13 protein-coding genes and 3 tRNA genes are annotated in these 18,188 nt (G+C 34.9%); 15 read left to right on the top strand and 1 reads right to left on the bottom strand.

The features are described from left to right. Window positions 1–1,221 carry a M16 family metallopeptidase gene (locus ACXR6G_RS18545; protein ID WP_458362948.1) on the bottom strand — a complete coding sequence of 407 codons (1,221 nt, stop codon included), beginning with the start codon at window positions 1,219–1,221 and terminating at the stop codon, window positions 1–3. A 126-nt stretch (window positions 1,222–1,347) separates the two neighbouring features. Between ACXR6G_RS18545 and ACXR6G_RS18540 the strand changes: the two genes are divergently transcribed. The 15 genes from ACXR6G_RS18540 to ACXR6G_RS18470 all read left to right on the top strand — a co-directional run bounded on the left by ACXR6G_RS18540 (window position 1,348) and on the right by ACXR6G_RS18470 (window position 17,706). Beyond that, window positions 1,348–1,420, top strand: a tRNA-Phe gene (locus ACXR6G_RS18540). A gap of 31 nt (window positions 1,421–1,451) precedes the next feature. Further along, window positions 1,452–1,524: transfer RNA gene (locus ACXR6G_RS18535), tRNA-Phe, on the top strand. A 25-nt stretch (window positions 1,525–1,549) separates the two neighbouring features. Next, window positions 1,550–1,622, top strand: a tRNA-Phe gene (locus ACXR6G_RS18530). Window positions 1,623–1,670: 48 nt separating this feature from the next. Next, a complete protein-coding gene (locus tag ACXR6G_RS18525; RefSeq protein ID WP_458362947.1) occupies window positions 1,671–1,958 on the top strand; it encodes a GIY-YIG nuclease family protein in 288 nt (95 codons plus the stop codon). Between the two features lie 339 nt (window positions 1,959–2,297). Next, window positions 2,298–3,677, top strand: a complete 1,380-nt coding sequence (locus ACXR6G_RS18520; protein ID WP_458362946.1) for a sigma-54-dependent transcriptional regulator — start codon at window positions 2,298–2,300, stop codon at window positions 3,675–3,677. A 46-nt stretch (window positions 3,678–3,723) separates the two neighbouring features. Then, window positions 3,724–4,449 carry a histidine phosphatase family protein gene (locus ACXR6G_RS18515; protein ID WP_458362945.1) on the top strand — a complete coding sequence of 242 codons (726 nt, stop codon included), beginning with the start codon at window positions 3,724–3,726 and terminating at the stop codon, window positions 4,447–4,449. 175 nt (window positions 4,450–4,624) lie between these two features. Beyond that, on the top strand, window positions 4,625–5,800 hold the full coding sequence (locus tag ACXR6G_RS18510; RefSeq protein WP_458362944.1) for a metallophosphoesterase: 1,176 nt from the start codon (window positions 4,625–4,627) through the stop codon (window positions 5,798–5,800). A gap of 40 nt (window positions 5,801–5,840) precedes the next feature. Beyond that, on the top strand, window positions 5,841–6,911 hold the full coding sequence (locus ACXR6G_RS18505) for a hypothetical protein (protein WP_458362943.1): 1,071 nt from the start codon (window positions 5,841–5,843) through the stop codon (window positions 6,909–6,911). 281 nt (window positions 6,912–7,192) lie between these two features. After that, entirely contained in the window at window positions 7,193–9,382 is a 2,190-nt protein-coding gene (locus tag ACXR6G_RS18500; RefSeq protein ID WP_458362942.1) for a glutamine synthetase III family protein, read from the top strand. 227 nt (window positions 9,383–9,609) lie between these two features. Then, window positions 9,610–11,685, top strand: coding sequence for an OmpA family protein (locus ACXR6G_RS18495; RefSeq protein ID WP_458362941.1), 2,076 nt, complete (start codon window positions 9,610–9,612; stop codon window positions 11,683–11,685). 108 nt (window positions 11,686–11,793) lie between these two features. Next, window positions 11,794–12,963 carry an AIR synthase related protein gene (locus tag ACXR6G_RS18490; RefSeq protein WP_458362940.1) on the top strand — a complete coding sequence of 390 codons (1,170 nt, stop codon included), beginning with the start codon at window positions 11,794–11,796 and terminating at the stop codon, window positions 12,961–12,963. 227 nt (window positions 12,964–13,190) lie between these two features. After that, the gene (gene prfA / locus ACXR6G_RS18485; RefSeq protein ID WP_458362939.1) at window positions 13,191–14,276 is read left to right on the top strand and encodes a peptide chain release factor 1; all 1,086 of its coding nucleotides are present in this window, start codon (window positions 13,191–13,193) and stop codon (window positions 14,274–14,276) included. 99 nt (window positions 14,277–14,375) lie between these two features. Continuing rightward, the gene (gene pyrF, locus ACXR6G_RS18480; protein WP_458362938.1) at window positions 14,376–15,203 is read left to right on the top strand and encodes an orotidine-5'-phosphate decarboxylase; all 828 of its coding nucleotides are present in this window, start codon (window positions 14,376–14,378) and stop codon (window positions 15,201–15,203) included. A 116-nt stretch (window positions 15,204–15,319) separates the two neighbouring features. Then, window positions 15,320–16,588, top strand: a complete 1,269-nt coding sequence (locus ACXR6G_RS18475; RefSeq protein ID WP_458362937.1) for a DUF2851 family protein — start codon at window positions 15,320–15,322, stop codon at window positions 16,586–16,588. Window positions 16,589–16,665: 77 nt separating this feature from the next. Continuing rightward, window positions 16,666–17,706 carry a potassium channel family protein gene (locus tag ACXR6G_RS18470; protein ID WP_458362936.1) on the top strand — a complete coding sequence of 347 codons (1,041 nt, stop codon included), beginning with the start codon at window positions 16,666–16,668 and terminating at the stop codon, window positions 17,704–17,706. Window positions 17,707–18,188: the final 482 nt, after the last annotated feature.

Raw genomic sequence — 18,188 nt, 5'->3', positions numbered from 1 at the left:
TTATTTATACATCAAAGTGGTCAAATGGTCTTTATTTAATATCTCGTTGGAGACCTCAAGCAGTTCCTCTGCAGTAATACTTTCGATTTTATCGTAGATATCCTGCTGAGAATCAATTTTGTCATAAAGTAAGTAGCTTTTACCAACGCTCAACATCAAATTCTCATTGTTTTCACAAGAGATAGCAATTTGTCCTAGTATTTGATTCTTCGCTCGTATCAATTGCATTGCTCCGAGTTTCTTAGAGCAAAGGAGATCCATTTCTTTGTAGATTAGTGATAAACATTTATCTAGATAACCCTTATCTGTCCCAAAATAGATGCTCACAATACCGGTATCTACATATGGAGAATAGCCAGCTTCTATATTATATGCCAAACCATGTCTCTCTCGTAAAGTAAGATTCAAACGGGAATTCATACCTGGTCCACCCAATAGGTTTGTTAGTAGTGATAAAGGAATCCGTTTTTCGTCGTTTAAGTCATACGCCACGTTACCTAATATGCAATGACGTTGATGTGTGTTTTTTTCAAGAACAAGAGTTCTTGGCTTATATATTTTAGGTTTCACTCTTTTATTGGTGCGCAAATTTTGAGGGATCTCACCAAAAAATCGCTCAACCATTTTTACTAATTTCTTGAAAGAGATATTTCCGACCGATGAAATAACCATTTGATCAGTATGGAAATTGTTCTTTATGAAATTTTGGATGTTCTCTTTTGTAAATTTCTTAATGTTTTCAGGCGTTCCTAATATGTTCCGTCCGATAGGATCATTTTTGAAAATTAGATCTTCGAAATCATCAAAAATCAATTCTGAAGGACTGTCTTTATAAGAGTTGATTTCATCGAGAACAATCTCCTTTTCTTTTTCTAATTCTTTTTCTGGAAAAATCGAGTTAAAACTGATATCGCCGATTAATTCTAAAGCTCTTTTATAGTCCTTATCTAAGAAAGTGGCATAAATACAAGTTTCTTCTTTGGTGGTATAAGCATTAAGTTCTCCACCCACATCTTCCATTCTGTTTAGAATGTGATAGGCCTTGCGCTTAGTTGTTCCTTTGAAAATTACGTGCTCAATAAAGTGGGCAATTCCCCATTCGTCTTCACTTTCATCGCGCGATCCGGTATTTAGAATGATTCCACAGTGTGCTACTTTTTGATCCACCTGGCGATGGATTAAACGGATACCATTTGATAATGTGTGAGTTTCGAAAAGCATATAGAGTTTTATTAGGCTGCAAAGGTAATAAGAACTTTATATATCGATTAAAATACCTGTTTATTTTCGTAGTTTTTATTTGGAGGCGATAATTTTTTGCTTACTTTTGTGTCGCTCAAGTAAAGCGGTGCCATAGCTCAGTTGGTAGAGCAATGGACTGAAAATCCATGTGTCCCCGGTTCGATTCCAGGTGGCACCACATATAAAACTTGACAAACAAATTATAATAAGGTGCCATAGCTCAGTTGGTAGAGCAATGGACTGAAAATCCATGTGTCCCCGGTTCGATTCCAGGTGGCACCACTATTATTTTTTGAATAACCTTTTGGGTGCCATAGCTCAGTTGGTAGAGCAATGGACTGAAAATCCATGTGTCCCCGGTTCGATTCCAGGTGGCACCACCCAAGAAGCCGATCTTTTAGATCGGCTTTTTTTGTATCTTTATTTTTATGGAAATTGTTGTCTATATTTTGTATAGTAAAAGTGTAGACCGTTACTATGTTGGCTATAGTAAGGATTTCGATCAAAGATTAAAATTGCATAATGATAAAGTCTTTGATCATTCATATACTATGCGGGCAAATGATTGGATGTTGTATTATAAGATGATTTGCAATTCTATTGCACAAGCAAGACTTGTCGAGTCACATATAAAGAGTATGAAGAGTAGGAAATACATTGAGAATATGTTGTTGTATCCTGAAATTAGTAATCGTCTTCTGGAAAAATATGTGTGACTTACGGTTCGTTCCGAAAGCTTTCGGAACCAGGTGGCACCACCCAGAAAGCCGATCTTTTAGATCGGCTTTTTTTGTATCCCTATTTTTCCCTTCAAAAAAAATAATTTTAGAATTCAGTTTTGGTTGAAAATCTATGTTTTGTTATGTCATGAAAGTGTTATTTTTTTATGTTTCAATGTTTAAAACTTTAAATGTTAAAAATTAGATGTTTGATGAATAAAAATTGTAGTTTAGTTATCCCATTTTAAAAGCTGTTAAATTAATTATGTGCCATGGAAATATGTGGCTGTGTCTTTTAGTTTTCAAGTGGGGAATACATTTTGGAATATAAAAAATATGAATAATAAATTAAGCACCCTTATTCTTGATGATGATCCAGTCTACTTAAAATTAGCTCAAAGTAGGTTGGAAGAGGATTTTGTTGTTTATACAGCACTTTGTCCATCCGATGCTTTTGATTTATTATTAAAAGAGCGAATAGACGTTTTAATTTGTGACTTCAATCTCTCAGGGATGACTGGTGTGGAGGTTTTGAAAAATGTAAAGGAAATTCATCCTGAGACAGATGTAATCATTATTAGTGGTAGTGCTGAAGATGAGCAAATAAAAGAAGCTTTTGATTCTGGTGCTATTGATTTTTTGCAAAAACCGATTGAGTATAAAGCCTTAAAAATATCTATTGAACGAGGAAAAAGCTTTGTTGCATTGAAGAAGAAGAGTAAGGATATTGAAAAGCATTATTCTTTTTTGAGTCAGAAGCTAAATGGGAAAGGTGCTTTAGACTTTGTTTATTGTAGTGAATCTATGCGTCAAGTTCAAAGTACGATGGAAGAGTTAGCAGAGGACGATCAAGTGCCAGTTCTCATAACAGGAGAAATTGGATTGTATAAAGATTCTATAGCTCAAGGAATTCATAATCTAAGTGCTAGAGCAGCAAGAAATTTCGTGTCAATTAATATGGCTTCTGTTTCTGATGCAAAGTTTGAAAAGAAATATTTTGGTTTCAATCAGAATAGAAAGACTAGACAAAGGGATCAGTTGGGGTGGATTGAAATAGCTAAAGGAGGAACTCTCTTTTTTGATGAGATTATTGACTTGTCGATTTATCAACAAGCAAAATTGAATTCGGTTCTTCAAAATAAGTCATATACTAAAATTGGTTCAAAACAGAAGAGTAATGTAGATGTTCGATTGATATCTGCTTGTAGTGATACTTTACAAGGCTTAAAATCTAAAAATAATTTTCGAATGGATCTATTGCAGAGGCTTAATGGGTATAATTTATTTATCCCTCCACTCCGCGAAAGACAAGAAGATATCCCTTTTTTGATGAATTATTTTATACGTCAGTATTCAGAGAAGATGAGAAAGATGATTCATGGATTTGATCCATATGCAGAGCGGAAGCTAATTGAATATAATTATCCTGGAAATACCCAGGAATTATCAAATTTAATAGAACGTGCCGTTATACTTTGTGATGGTGATTCGCTGAATCTAGATCATTTCCCATCATTTGTAAGTGAAAAGGAAGCACAAGCACCATTGGTTAATAGTTTTGATTTAGCCTTGATTGAACGTGAAGTTATCATTAGGGCTTTGGAGGAATGTAATTACAATAAAACTCAGGCGGCTAAGCTTCTTAACTTGAATTGGAATGCTTTGCATCGTCGACTTCAGAAATTCAATATTGAACTTCCTGAGAATGTTATCTAGTAGAGACAATTATGCGTAATATCAGATAGATTTCTTATTTTCGTATATGTTCAAATTATTCCTTCAGTTTATAATTATCGTTTATTTTTCAATTGGAACTTCTTTTGGTCAGCAAATTAAGTGCGATCTGCCTTTTACTTCTGTCAAGGAAGTTTCTGATCTTGTTCAAAATGAGTTATTGAAAGAAGGGCATCGGAAAATTCAGATTTATTTGATTCGTCATGCAAAACCCAATTTGCATAAGAACTTTTTAAGTTCTTCAGGTCAAGCTCAAAGCTATATTGAGAATTACAATAAAGCACCTATTCATGAAATAGATTTGAATAAGGTGAAAATTGATTTAAATAAGCCCCATCAAATTTATTGTTCAAGCTTAGTTCGTTCTCAAGAAACAGCTCTCAGTCTTTTTGGCGATTCATATGTAATTGTATCTGATAGTATTTTTAGGGAATTTGAATTGAAGATTGTTCATGCAAATTCTATAGTCCAACTCCCTTTAGACCTTTGGAAAGGAGTTAGTCGTCTTTTTTGGTTGATGGGCTTTAATCATGAGAGTATAGAAAGCTATGAAGAAGCCAAAAAACGAATTGTTTTGTCAGCTGATAATCTAGAAAAGCTTGCTAGTCAGGAAGAAACTGCTATCTTGGTAGGACATGGCATGATAAATGCAGCTATTGCAAAAGAATTGAGAAAACGCGGTTGGGATGTTATATGTAAAAAGGGACATTTAAATTTGGGCGCAACTATTTTGCAAAAAAACATTTCTAATTAAGAAAATCGAAAATCATTTTTGAACTAGATAGCTGTGCGTTTATGAACACTAGTTGTAGCTATAGTGAACACTTAATTTATAATGGTGAATTCATATTTAACTGATATATAGGAGATTGTTTGTTTTGGTATTGAGATTGATAAATATGGTGTGGTTAAATAAATTAATTTTTAAGATGAAAGGTTTTATCTTGCTTTTGTCTCTTTTAATGTTTGTGTATTGTGCACAGGCTCAGAGAAAGAAACGACTAAGCTCAGGTGCTTTTTCATCTTATGACAAAATCTTTTCGGGTGATGTTAATAAGATCAATTTGCCTGATTATTTGGATGGACCTCATTTTTTCTGGGTGAAGAATGACAAAGTCAAGGTTTGGTATATTTCTCATAAGCATTCTGAGAATACCATTGACTTGAAGGAGAAGATTATCAAGGTAAAGAAGGATTCTCTTCTATTTAAGGGTATGTATGGTGATAAAAATCGATATTGGTTAAGAAAACGGAAGCCTAAGCCAAGTCAATCAGAATATTCGGGTGTTGATTCTATAATGGTTGTAGGTGATGTTCATGGTGAATTCAAAACCATGAAAAAACTTTTAGTTGCCAATAAAGTTATTAATGCAAAAGGAGATTGGTTGTTTGGAAAGAATCACTTGGTTTTTGTTGGTGATATTTTTGATAGAGGCGATCAGGTAACAGAAGCTTTGTATTTTATTAGACGCGTATCTCGACTGGCTAGAGAGAAAGGGGGAAAGGTTCATTTGATATTAGGAAATCACGAGGTGATGGTATTAATGAATGATTCTCGATACATAGCTCCTAAGTACAGAAATTTGAGTAAAAGATTATTAACGAACTATTATAATTTCTTTGCTGAAAATGCAGATTTAGGAAGATGGTTAAGGTCTTTGAATGCTGTTATCAAAATAAACGATAAACTATTTGTTCATGGAGGTTTGTCTTATGATGTGGTTAAGAAGAACTTATCTATTGATCAGATAAATGGAGATATTCGATACAGCTTAATGAATGCAGAATCGATGTCAACAGCAGAATTGAAAAAGAAAATCTATTTCCCAGGAAACCCATTGTGGTATCGGGGTTATATGGTGGAATCGAGATCGTATTCTAAGATTACAGAATTTGAGGTTGATGAGGTTTTAAAATATTATGGTGTAAATCAGATCATGTTTGGTCATACTGAACTTGATGAGATTAGTTTTTTATTTCAGAAAAAATTGTGTGCATTAAATGTGCCCATGGGTTATGTGCAATTCCGACCACAAATATTATTAATTGTCGGTGATCAGTTTTATCGCTGTTTGTTGAATGGAGAAAAGGAGTATATTAAATAACTAAAAGAGCTCTTTCTTCTTCAAAAATTTTATTATAAAGATGAAGAATCTAAGGCCATTTATATTGCTGCTAGTTTTAATTACAGCTGGGAACTATTTTCAAGTTTTAGCTAGTTTTCAAAATAAGGATAGTGTTGCTTTTTCAGATGTTTTCTCTGAGGAAAAACCACTTCGCATTGACCTTTATGCTGATTACGTCAGTCTTTTTGATGATGTTTCAGCTAATAGAGTTTACCATGATGCTAAGTTTACCGTAAAGAATCATTCTTCTGCTTTTAAAAACATGGCAGTCAAGTTGAAAACGAGAGGGCATTTCCGTTTACGTAAACAAACGTGCAATTTTCCACCCTTAAGGTTTAAATTTGAAACTAATCAAACAAATGGAACTGTTTTTCAAGGACAAAATAAATTGAAATATGTGAGTCATTGCCAAAATTATAAGAAAGGCTATGAGCAGCATACTCTTGAGGAGTTTCTTATTTATAGAATGTATAATGTCTTTACAGATTATAGTTATCAAGTACGTTTGGCACATGTTAATTTTATAGATGTTCATGCTCGTGATACGATTCAGAGGTATGGTTTTTTTATAGAAGATAAAACCCATTTGGCAGACAGAATAGGGCGTCAGGCTTTGAAGTTTCGAAATGTCAAACAATATCAAGTGTTACGTTCTAATATACTAGTTCTGTCTTTGTTTCAATGTATGATAGGAAATTGTGATTGGGATGTCTCACGTTTGCATAATGTAGATCTGATGTCGGTTGATGAGCACAGTTTACCAGTTGCAGTACCATATGATTTCGATTGGTCAGCACTTATTGGCCATGATTATTTTGTACCCGATCCTCAAATAGATCTTGAAGCTAAATACCAACGTCGTTATAAAAGTTATCGTTGGACTAATGAAGAATTTGAGACGGCTTTTGCTACTTTTCATGAACATCGTGATGAGTTGATGACACTGATTTCTGGTTTTGAATACCTTGATAATGATAATCGCCTTAAGTTGCTTGCTTATATTTCTGAATTCTACGATTTAATTTCTTCCAAAAGTGATGTGAAAGAATATATTCTGAGAAAAGCGAAGAAAATTCCAGTAGATAATTAATACATATATCTCGTAGTATTTCTCATTTTCAGCTTTAATTGGAATATTATAAAAAATATTTTTCTTGTTTTAATAGTTTTTTTGTCCTGAGCCCCTATTTCTGATAGGGGTGTTTTTGTTTATTGCGAGTAAATCTCAACAGTACCCCCTGTATTTTCAATTAGATTTTGTTGAATAAAATCTTTTAGCCATCTTTGTGGTATCAAAATAGGGGGTGTACTTATAAAAAAGTACTTTTTTATAAATAAAGCCCTTTATTCTAACTTATAAACCAAACAACCATGTCCACTATTCGTTTTCAAGCTTTAACAGAACTTTTGTCAAGGGTTCCGAAGGAAATCAATTTGCCATCAAATAAGGTGACTGATTATTATGGAGATCTCGTATTCAATACGGACTCTATGAGAAAATACTTATCGAAAGAAGCTTTTAAGGCTGTAATGGATGCCAATCAGAATGGTGGCGCTATCGACAGAAAAATGGCTTCTGGTGTTGCTGCAGGTATGAAAGCCTGGGCTATAGAGAAAAGCGTAACGCACTACACACACTGGTTTCAGCCATTGACAGATGGTACCGCAGAAAAACACGATGGTTTTATAGACTATGGTGATGGCGGGCATATGATTGAAAATTTCTCTGGAGACCTACTAACTCAACAAGAGCCAGATGCTTCTTCTTTCCCATCAGGAGGTATTCGTCAGACTTTCGAAGCACGTGGCTATACGGCTTGGGATGTGTCTTCACCTGCTTTTATTGTAGGAACAACCCTTTGTATTCCTACTATATTTATTTCTTATACAGGTGAAGCGCTTGATTATAAAACACCATTGCTAAAAGCATTGGCAGCTGTGGACGAGGCCGCTGTGGGTGTTTGTCAGTATTTTGATAAAAACGTAACTAAGGTACACACCAATTTAGGTTGGGAACAAGAATATTTCTTGATTGATGAAGCATTGTATCAGGCTAGACCTGATTTGGCTTTAACTGGTCGAACTTTGATGGGACACTCTTCATCGAAAGATCAGCAGTTAGATGATCACTACTTTGGGTCGATTCCAGAACGTGTGACTAATTTTATGATGGAACTGGAATTAGAATGCCATAAATTAGGTATTCCAGTTAAGACGCGTCACAATGAGGTGGCTCCAAGTCAGTTTGAATTGGCTCCTATTTACGAAGAAGCGAATTTGGCTAACGACCACAATCAATTATTGATGGATGTGATGAAAAAAGTTGCTCGTCATCATAAGTTTAGAGTATTATTCCACGAGAAGCCTTTTGCAGGTATTAATGGTTCGGGTAAACACAATAACTGGTCTTTGGGTACCGATACAGGTGTTGTTTTATTAGCACCGGGTAAAAATCCGAAAGCAAATATTCAATTCTTGTGTTTTGTTGTGAATACGTTAATGGCCGTTTTTAAAAACCAAGACCTATTGCGTGCTTCTATTTTAACAGCATCCAATAGTCATCGTTTAGGTGCAAATGAGGCACCACCTTCAATTATTTCTGTTTTTCTAGGCGATGAAGTTTCTAAAATGTTAGACAGAATTGTTGAGGAAGTTGGAGAAAGAAAGATGACTCCAGACGAAAAAACAGCATTGAAATTGGGTATCGGTCGTATTCCTGAGATTATTCTTGATAATACGGATCGTAACCGTACTTCACCGTTTGCTTTTACAGGAAATAGATTTGAGTTCCGTGCTGTTGGTTCTAGTTCAAATAATGCAGCTGCAATGACTGCTCTAAATGCAGCAGTTGCTGTTCAGTTAAACGAATTCAAAGCTTCGGTAGATTTCCTAATTGAAGAAGGTATTAAGAAAGATGAGGCTATTTTCCAGGTAATGAAGAAGATGATTATTGAATCGAAGCCAATTCGTTTTAATGGTGATGGTTATTCTGACAACTGGGTGGAAGAAGCAAAAGAAAGAGGCCTTACAAATATCACGAGTGTGCCAGAATCTATTTCTAAGTATTTAGATCCTGAAGCTAAGAAAGCATTAATTGGTGGTGGTGTTATGAGTGAAAAAGAACTTGAAGCTCGTGTTGAGGTTGAGATGGAGAAGTTCACAAAGAAAATACAGATTGAATCACGTGTACTTGGTGATTTAGCAATTAACCACATTGTTCCGGTAGCAGTAGCTTATCAAACTAAGTTGATACAGAATGTTCAAGGTTTAAGAGATATTTTCACTAACAGCGAATTTGAAGAATTAGCTGGAGCAAGAAAAGATTTGATTAAGCAAATTTCAGGTCATATTTCTTCAATTAAGGCTAAGGTTGTAGCAATGGTTGCAGCTCGTAAGGAGTGTAATATGATTGAAGATGCTACTGAGTCGGCATATGCATACGATAAAAATGTTTGCCACTATTTAAATGATATTAGATATCATATCGATAGACTTGAATTGGTTGTTGATAATGAAATGTGGCCATTGCCTAAGTATCGGGAATTATTGTTCAATAATTAATAAATAGGCTAACCTAAATTATAATAAGCAGATTAGAAGGAGCTCCAAGTTGGGGCTCTTTTTTTGTATTTAATTTGCTTAAAGATATTCTTCGGAATCTATTGTAGCTGAGTGCATATATTTATGTTCTTAATATAAGAGGAAAGCTTATCTGCTTTTGTATCTTTATCAGAAATTCCTAAATTGGAAAGTTAATTTTATTTTGCACTTTTTATACTGTTGTTAATATGAAGGTTTTAGCTGGAACTACACTTGGTCTTTCGTTGTTGTTTTGCATGGCGTGTTCTCCACAATACTACGCTCGCAAAGGCGATCAGTTATTTGATAAAGGATTATATCATCAATCGGAATCTAAATATGCTAAGGCTTACGAAAAATCAGATGATCATATATTTAAATCTGATGTAGCTCTCAAAGCAGGACTTAGTTTTGAAAAAATAAATCAACCTAAGAAAGCAGCACGTTGGTACAAAAAAGCAACGCGAAGACGCGATTCTTTTCCAGATGCTTTGATTCATCTTGCTCAGGTTGAGATTAAGAATGGAAATATAGAAGATGCAGAAGAAGCTTTTTCCATTTATGAAGATTATGTGCCTGAAAATTCAAGAGGAGATGAAGAAAGATTAGTAGAAGTCTTCGAAAGAATGAAAGAATGGAAAGACAACCCTCAGGCTTATAAGGTCCACCCTATGGATAAACTTAATTCAAGGGCTAGTGAATTTGCACCTCATTACTTTAGTGGCGATACAAATATTATTGTATTTACAAGTACCCGAAAAGGACGCATTGGAGTTAAACAAGATGGCGTAACAGGTGATAAATTCTCTAATCTATATCGATCTGATTATACGAATGAGGTAAAAAGAGATATAAAGAATAAAAGAGGAAAGGTTATTGATTCAAAAACAATAATAAAAGATGAATTTATTTGGCAAAGACCCGTTAGTATAGGTGATAGCGTAAATTCTATTTTTAATGATGGAGCGGGCTGTATAGATCCTGAAACGAACGTTTTATATTTCACATCTTCTCGTAAAGTTGATGGGAAAGATAGAGGAACTAAGATTTATAGTATTGCCATTCAGGGAGAAGAGTGGGGCGAATTGAATAAGATTGATATTGTGGCAGATTCGCTTTCTGTTGGGCACCCATCTATTTCAGCTGATGGTGAAACACTGTATTTTGCATCAGATATGGATGGCGGCTACGGTGGAAATGATATTTGGATGGTAAAGTCAGAAGGTGGTCAATGGGGAAGCCCTGTCAACTTAGGTGCCGATATTAATACCGACAGAAATGAAATTTTCCCATATAGCCGTGATAATGGAATGTTGTATTTTGCATCTGATAGATTAGAAGGAATGGGTGGATTGGATATATATTCAGCTAAGCCTCGTGCAGATGTTTGGGATGTTAAGAATATGAAGTACCCAATAAACTCTATAGCTGATGATTTTAGTATCGTTTTTCAATCAGGAGAAAATAAAGGTTTGTTTGCATCTTCAAGGAACAAAGGGAATGATGATATATTTTCATTTGAGAAGATGGAGATTGATTCATTGTTAATTGAAGTTGTAGAAGGACAAATTAGTTTTGATGAGGGATTAGCCGGAAGGAATATTCGAGTTAAGATGGAATCTGATAAAGACGAGAAATCGAATATTAGTATTGATGAGAATGGTAAGTTTAAGTTGCCTGTCCATGCTGATACAAAATACACTATAACAGTTTCAGGAGATGATTTCTTAACTGAAAAGATGGTGATTGAGACTGGTTCTGTGAATGAAAAGCTAAATATCGACCTGAATTTTGAGCTTAAAGGTATTGGTGTTCCAATTCGCTTAAAGAATGTTTTGTTCGGATTTAATGAGTGGGCGTTGACAAATGAAGCTAAGAGTGCTTTGAGTGATCTAGTGAAAACCATGAACGAACATGAAGATATAATTATAGAGCTTAGTTCTCACACTGATTATGTTGGATCTAAAACAGTGAATGATAGTGTTTCTAATTTGAGAGCACAAGTCTGTGTTAAGTATCTAGTTGAGCAGGGTGTTAACGGTTCTCGCCTGAGAGCATTAAGTTTTGGTGAGAGTAAACCATGGGTTGTTAAGCAAGAGGGGCAGGATAAATATTCATTCCTAAAGGTTGGTGATATACTTAGTAAAGCGTTTATATACAAGCTTAGCAATAAGAAAGACAAGCAGGTTGCTATGCAGATGAATAGAAGAACTGAGATTAAAATTGAACGAATAGATAAGAAGTCGGAGTCAAGATCTGACAGATCAAAAAGATCGAAGAGATAGTTCAGGAATATAGCTTTCGTTAAAGGGAAAAAATACTAACTTTACGACGGCAAAAAATTAACAAAAGCGTTCTGCCATGCAGGACGCTTTTTTTACTACTATCCAACCATGAAAAAAGACGAAAGATACAACTTAAGAGGCGTTTCCGCATCGAAAGAAGATGTGCATAATGCAATAAAGAACATAGATAAAGGGCTTTATCCAAAGGCTTTTTGTAAGGTGATTCCTGATTATCTTACTGGAGACGATGAGTATTGTAATATCATGCATGCTGACGGGGCTGGAACAAAATCCTCTCTGGCTTATATGTATTGGAAAGAAACAGGCGATTTATCGGTTTGGAAAGGAATTGCTCAGGACGCTATCATTATGAATCTTGATGATTTACTATGTGTGGGTGCCGTTGATAATATCCTGCTTTCGTCGACCATTGGTCGCAATAAAAAGCTAATCCCAGGTGAGGTTATTTCTGAAATTATTAATGGAACTGAGGAATTACTTGCAGAGTACCGTGAGTTAGGTGTGAATATCTATTCAACAGGTGGTGAAACGGCTGATGTAGGTGATTTAGTTCGTACAATCATTGTTGATTCTACAGTTACGTGTCGTATGAAACGTAAGGATGTTATCACTAATGAAAAAATCCAAGCGGGTGATGTTATTGTTGGTTTGTCTTCATACGGGAAATCTACATATGAGGCAACTTACAATGGTGGAATGGGATCTAATGGATTAACGTCTGCTCGTCACGATGTTTTCTCTAAGTATCTTGCTGAAAAATACCCAGAGAGTTTCGATGGAGCAGTTCCAGAGGATCTAGTGTATTCAGGAAATTGCAAGTTGACTGATGCTGTTGAAGGTACTGATTTGGATGCTGGTAAATTGGTTTTATCTGCGACTCGTACTTTTGCTCCAATTGTAAAAGTAGCTTTAGATAAGTATCGCTCTCAGATTCATGGTATGATTCACTGTTCGGGTGGAGCTCAAACAAAAGTTCTTCACTTTATTGACAATCTTCATATCGTAAAAGATAATATGTTTGATGTACCTCCATTGTTCAAGTTAATTAAAGAACAGAGTGGAACGGAATGGGACGAAATGTATAAGGTGTTTAATATGGGACATCGTTATGAGTTTTATGTGCCCGCTGAAATTGCTAATGATATTATCGAGATCTCTAAGAGTTTTGATGTAGATGCTAAGATTGTTGGACGAGTTGAAGCCTCTGATTGCAAAAAGCTGACTATTAAAAGTGAATTCGGACAGTTCGAATACTAAATATATAATATAGATTAAGCCGATCGTTCTTTTGTAGGATGATCGGCTTCTTTGTATATGAAATTCAGACAGAATCAGATATGTTGATTCTGTTTTATCTTAGTAGAAAAAAAAATAGTCATGTTATTATGATGGGTTTAGATGTTGAAATGTTCTAATAATAAGCCTCAAGTCGATTAATGTGATTTTATTTTCCTAATTTTGTGCAAATTTAAGAGATTATAAGGATGAGCGATAATGTGTTACTTGGAAAACTAGAAGGTGTTTTTATCCGATTCAGAGAGGTTAGTCAATTGATTACCGACCCTGAAATAATGAGTGATATGAAACGCTATGTTAAGCTAAGCAAAGAATATAAAGAATTGGAGTTAGTCGATTCTGCTGCAACGAGATATAGAAATGCACTTGGAACGATTGCTGAATCGAAAGAAATATTAGCCACTGAAAGCGATGACGAATTGCGCGAAATGGCAAAAATGGAATTGGAAGAACTTGGGGAGCAATTACCAGCAATGGAAGAAGAAATTAAATTGCTTTTGGTGCCTGCTGATCCTGAGGATTCTAAAAATGCGATTGTTGAAATCCGTGCAGGTGCTGGTGGTGATGAAGCTAGTATCTTTGCAGGTGATTTGCACAGAATGTATACTAAATTCTGTGAAGGCAGAGGCTGGAAAGTATCTATGTCTTCATGTAGTGAAGGAACATCCGGTGGTTTCAAAGAGGTTGTGTTGAATGTTTCAGGAGCTAACGTTTATGGTGTCCTGAAATATGAATCAGGTGTACACCGTGTTCAGCGTGTCCCTCAAACAGAAACTCAAGGTCGTGTACATACTAGTGCTGCATCAGTAGCGGTATTGCCAGAGGCTGAAGAATTTGATATTGATGTAAAAGAAAGTGATATCCGTAAGGATACTTACTGTTCTTCAGGTCCAGGTGGCCAGTCGGTAAATACAACTTACTCAGCTATTCGTTTGACTCATAATCCTACTGGAATTGTGGTGACTTGTCAGGATCAAAAATCTCAGCTTAAGAATTATAATAAAGCATTGATTGAGCTGCGTTCTCGTATTTATGCACTGGAGTATCAAAAATATTTGGATGTAATTTCATCTAAACGTAAGACGATGGTTTCTACTGGTGACCGTTCGGCTAAAATTAGAACTTACAATTACCCACAAGGTCGTATGACCGATCATAGAATTAACTTGACGATGTATAATTTGAGTGCTATTATCGATGGCGATATCCAAGAGATTATCGATAAGCTTCAGGTTGAAGAAAATGCAGAGCGACTTAAGGAAAGTGGTTTATAATAATATTTGGCAGTAGTTTTTAACTACTGCCTTTTTTTTGATCTCATTTTAATGAGTCTTAGATAAAAAGAAATTAAACAACCATAAAATAAATAACAAATGAACTATCAAGCTTTATTCGAGCAAATTAAATTAAAGAAGTCTTTCCTATGTGTTGGTTTGGATACTGATGAGAAAAAGATGCCAGAACATTTGCTAAAAGAGGAAGATCCAATTTTTGAATTCAACAAAGCTATCGTTGATGCAACAGCTCACTTGGTTGTCGCTTATAAGCCAAATATTGCTTTTTACGAATGTAAAGGAGCAAAAGGATGGCTTTCTCTTGAGAAAACAGTTTGTTATATCAAGGAAAATTACCCAGAAGTATTCCTGATTGCTGATGCTAAGCGTGGCGATATTGGAAATACATCGAAAATGTATGCCAGTGCTTTTCTTGAGAATATGCCTTTCGACTCAATTACTGTAGCTCCTTATATGGGTGAAGATTCAGTTACACCTTTTCTTTCTTATAAAGACAAGTGGGTTATTCTATTGGCATTAACATCTAATAAAGGTGCTTTCGATTTCCAATTCTTTCAAGAAGGTGGACAGAAAATGTTCGAAAAAGTTCTTGAAAAATCACAAGAGTGGGGTACTCAGGATAATATGATGTATGTCGTTGGTGCTACCAAAGCAGAAATGTTATCCGATATTCGAAAGATAGCTCCAAACCATTTCCTACTGGTTCCTGGTGTTGGTGCACAGGGTGGAAGCTTGCAAGAAGTTGCTAAATATGGTATGAATGACCATTGTGGTTTGTTAGTGAATTCATCAAGAGGTATTATTTATGCAGATTCAACACCAAATTTTGCTGATGTTGCTCGCGAAAAAGCCTTGGAACTTCAAGAAGAAATGGCAGTCTTAATGGATGCTAAAGGAATTTTATAGTCTTGTAATAAGGCGTATAGAGAAGCGATGGTCTTAAGATCATCGCTTTTTTTGTTGTATTCTTAGAAATCATATCATAAATTTAGTATTCTATTTAAAAACTTAGAAGCTGTTTTATGAATGAGGATTTTCTCCACTATATCTGGAAGTTTCGACTTTTTGATTCTGATAATTTGTTATCAAGTCAAGGGCATCATTTAGAATTAATCGATACGGGTAGCTTGAATACAGATTCCGGACCTGACTTTTTTGAAGCTCGAATTAAAATCGATGACCTGCTTTGGGCAGGAAATGTTGAAATCCATTTGAAATCATCAGATTGGTATAGGCATCATCACGATGTAGATTCTGCTTATAATAATGTCATCTTACATGTTGTTCTCGAAAATGATAGGGATGTTGTTTTGTCTGATGGACGATTGTTACCCTGTTTGGAACTGAAAATTCCAAATCAATATCTAAAAAGGTATCAAAGTTTGATGTCTTCTCAGTCTTGGATTCCTTGCCAAGTTGATATCCCAAAGTTGAATAATTTCTTTGTAAACCATTGGCTTGATAGAATGTTGCTTGAAAGAATGGAGAGAAAGTCGGATGAAATAAAACAGATCTATCATCAAAATGGGAATTCTTGGGAAGAGACCTTTTATCAAATACTATCTCGATATTTTGGTCTGAAGGTAAATGCTGATCCTTTTGAGCAGCTAGCAAGATCAATTCCTCTGAAGATTCTCGCCAAACACAAGGATTCTCTTTTACAATTGGAAGCCATTTTGTTTGGTCAAGCAGGTTTTCTTGATGATTCTATTCCTGAGGATATCTATTATTCAGATTTGCAAAGAGAATATCGATTTTTGAAGAGCAAGTTTAAGCTTAAGTCTATTGAGAAAATGCGTTGGAAATTTATGAGGATTCACCCTGTTAACTTCCCAACTGTTCGTATTGCTCAGTTGGCTAATTTGATTTATCAGTCACAATCATTATTCTCTAAAATCAAACAGGTTGAAAATGTTGATGAGTTTTATCTGCTGTTGGAAACTCAGGCTTCTCAATATTGGGATAATCATTACAGGTTTGGAGAAAAAGTTGACTTTAAGAAGAAAGTCCTGGGTAAATCGACCATCGATATATTAATTATCAATGCAATTGTTCCCATTCTGTTTGTTTATGGTAAAGAAATTGGGGATCATCTTTATGTTGATAGGGCCTTAGCGTGTCTTGAAAAGATGAAGCCTGAGAGGAATTCGATTATTAAATCTTGGAGAGAGTGTGGAGTAGATGTGAAATCAGCTTATCATTCCCAGTCTCTATTGCATCTCAAGTCAGAGTATTGCGATAAATTCAGATGTTTGGAATGTGAGCTAGGGAACAGAATTCTTCGCTTATAATAAATATGATTTTCTTTATTGTGATTTAATAAGATTGATTAATTTAGTTTTTATTTTTTATCACATAAATACGAAGGATGTCATTAAAGGGACGTAGAGTCTGGGAAGAGAATGTTAAAACACTGAGTTTCGCTTTGATTCTCATGGTTATTGTTATTGGTGTCGGTACCCTAGGGTATATGCAGCTTAATGAAGACTATAGTCTTATTGATGCGTTGTATATGACAGTGATCACAATCTCAACAGTTGGGTTTAAAGAGGTGCATGATCTTACAGATAATGGTAAGATATTTACAATTCTATTGATTCTGACAAGTTTTGGTATCTTTGGTTATATTGTTTCAGCAGTAACCCGTTTTATTTTAGATGGAGTTTTTCGTAGGAATTTAAAAGATTATAGAGTGGCTAGAAAAATTGAGAAGTTAAGTGATCATGTAATAGTATGTGGTTTTGGTCGTAACGGACGTCAAGCAAGTCTAGAATTACTAGAACATGATGAAAAGGTTATTGTAATTGATTCAAAAGAGTCAAGCATTGATAAAATTAGAATGATACCTGAACTGTTGTTTGTGCAAGGTGATGCTACTCTTGAGGAAGTTTTGATATCTGCGAATATATCGAAAGCGAAAGCTTTAATTACTGCTATTCCTGATGATGCGGCTAATGTGTATGTTTGTCTTACAGCTAGAGAGTTGAGTCCAGATATCCGAATCATTTCTCGATCTTCTAAATTACAATCTGATAATAAGTTGAAGCGCGCTGGTGCTAATAATGTTATTATGCCCGACCTGCTTGGTGGGAAACAGATGGCTAAGTTAGTTGCTCAGCCTGATGTTATTGAGTTTATAGATAAGATTTTGTTGCAATCAATTAAGGGCGTAAACCTAATAGAAGTTTCTTGTTCCAAACTTGCAAACTGTTTTGTAGGTAAGTCAATTTTAGACTTGAATGTAAGAAATGTTTCAGGAGCTAATATTATTGGTTTGAAAGATGATGAAGGAAACTATATATACAATCCTTCTCCAAATATTATTCTCGATGAAAATGTCCAACTTTTTGTATTGGGTGACGATAAGCAATTGAAGCGACTTGATGAGTTGCTTTCTACAGGGAAATAGAATTTAAAATACTTATTTGAAATCATTTTGAAGATTAAGTGCCACTAAATCAAGGTGATGTTATTTTTCTTTGTTTTTTTATTAGAATTCATTTGGAATTAGCTGTGTTTTACCCCTATATTTGTAGCCACTTTCAACGGAGAGTGGATTTATAAAATGGTTGTTTAGTAGTATTTTATAGGCAGTGGTAGGGTGGTCGTAGGAATTTTTTATTTTTAAAAGGTTATTTACACCTACTAAACAACCTCACGATTCGCGAGGAGCTGAGAATTTTGATCTTTGTATCAGATTCTCATTTTTTAGCTCTAAATTTTTCTGAAAATAAAATTTCAAAAAAAAATGAATCGTGGCTTGCAAATTCAGAATTAAAGTTCTTATATTTGCAGCCGCTTAAGTAGCGAAAAGTTCTTAAAAAATCTGGAGTAACTATTGCGACGAGAGTTGAAATTTTGGTAAGAAATTATTTCTTTAAAAAACTTCAA

The organism is Ancylomarina sp. YFZ004, from assembly GCF_054254355.1.
The sequence above is the reverse complement of the archived record's forward strand: the minus strand, read 5'-3'. Positions and strand labels throughout refer to the sequence as shown.

Excerpts from the sequence above, each read along its gene's own strand:
- ACXR6G_RS18500 (WP_458362942.1), top strand. The coding sequence starts at position 7,193 with ATGTCCACTATTCGTTTTCAAGCTTTAACAGAACTTTTGTCAAGGGTT.
- pyrF (WP_458362938.1), top strand. The coding sequence starts at position 14,376 with ATGAACTATCAAGCTTTATTCGAGCAAATTAAATTAAAGAAGTCTTTC.
- ACXR6G_RS18520 (WP_458362946.1), top strand. The coding sequence starts at position 2,298 with ATGAATAATAAATTAAGCACCCTTATTCTTGATGATGATCCAGTCTAC.
- ACXR6G_RS18475 (WP_458362937.1), top strand. The coding sequence starts at position 15,320 with ATGAATGAGGATTTTCTCCACTATATCTGGAAGTTTCGACTTTTTGAT.
- ACXR6G_RS18470 (WP_458362936.1), top strand. The coding sequence starts at position 16,666 with ATGTCATTAAAGGGACGTAGAGTCTGGGAAGAGAATGTTAAAACACTG.
- prfA (WP_458362939.1), top strand. The coding sequence starts at position 13,191 with ATGAGCGATAATGTGTTACTTGGAAAACTAGAAGGTGTTTTTATCCGA.
- ACXR6G_RS18515 (WP_458362945.1), top strand. The coding sequence starts at position 3,724 with ATGTTCAAATTATTCCTTCAGTTTATAATTATCGTTTATTTTTCAATT.
- ACXR6G_RS18510 (WP_458362944.1), top strand. The coding sequence starts at position 4,625 with ATGAAAGGTTTTATCTTGCTTTTGTCTCTTTTAATGTTTGTGTATTGT.
- ACXR6G_RS18495 (WP_458362941.1), top strand. The coding sequence starts at position 9,610 with ATGAAGGTTTTAGCTGGAACTACACTTGGTCTTTCGTTGTTGTTTTGC.
- ACXR6G_RS18505 (WP_458362943.1), top strand. The coding sequence starts at position 5,841 with ATGAAGAATCTAAGGCCATTTATATTGCTGCTAGTTTTAATTACAGCT.
- ACXR6G_RS18525 (WP_458362947.1), top strand. The coding sequence starts at position 1,671 with ATGGAAATTGTTGTCTATATTTTGTATAGTAAAAGTGTAGACCGTTAC.
- ACXR6G_RS18545 (WP_458362948.1), bottom strand. The coding sequence starts at position 1,221 with ATGCTTTTCGAAACTCACACATTATCAAATGGTATCCGTTTAATCCAT.
- ACXR6G_RS18490 (WP_458362940.1), top strand. The coding sequence starts at position 11,794 with ATGAAAAAAGACGAAAGATACAACTTAAGAGGCGTTTCCGCATCGAAA.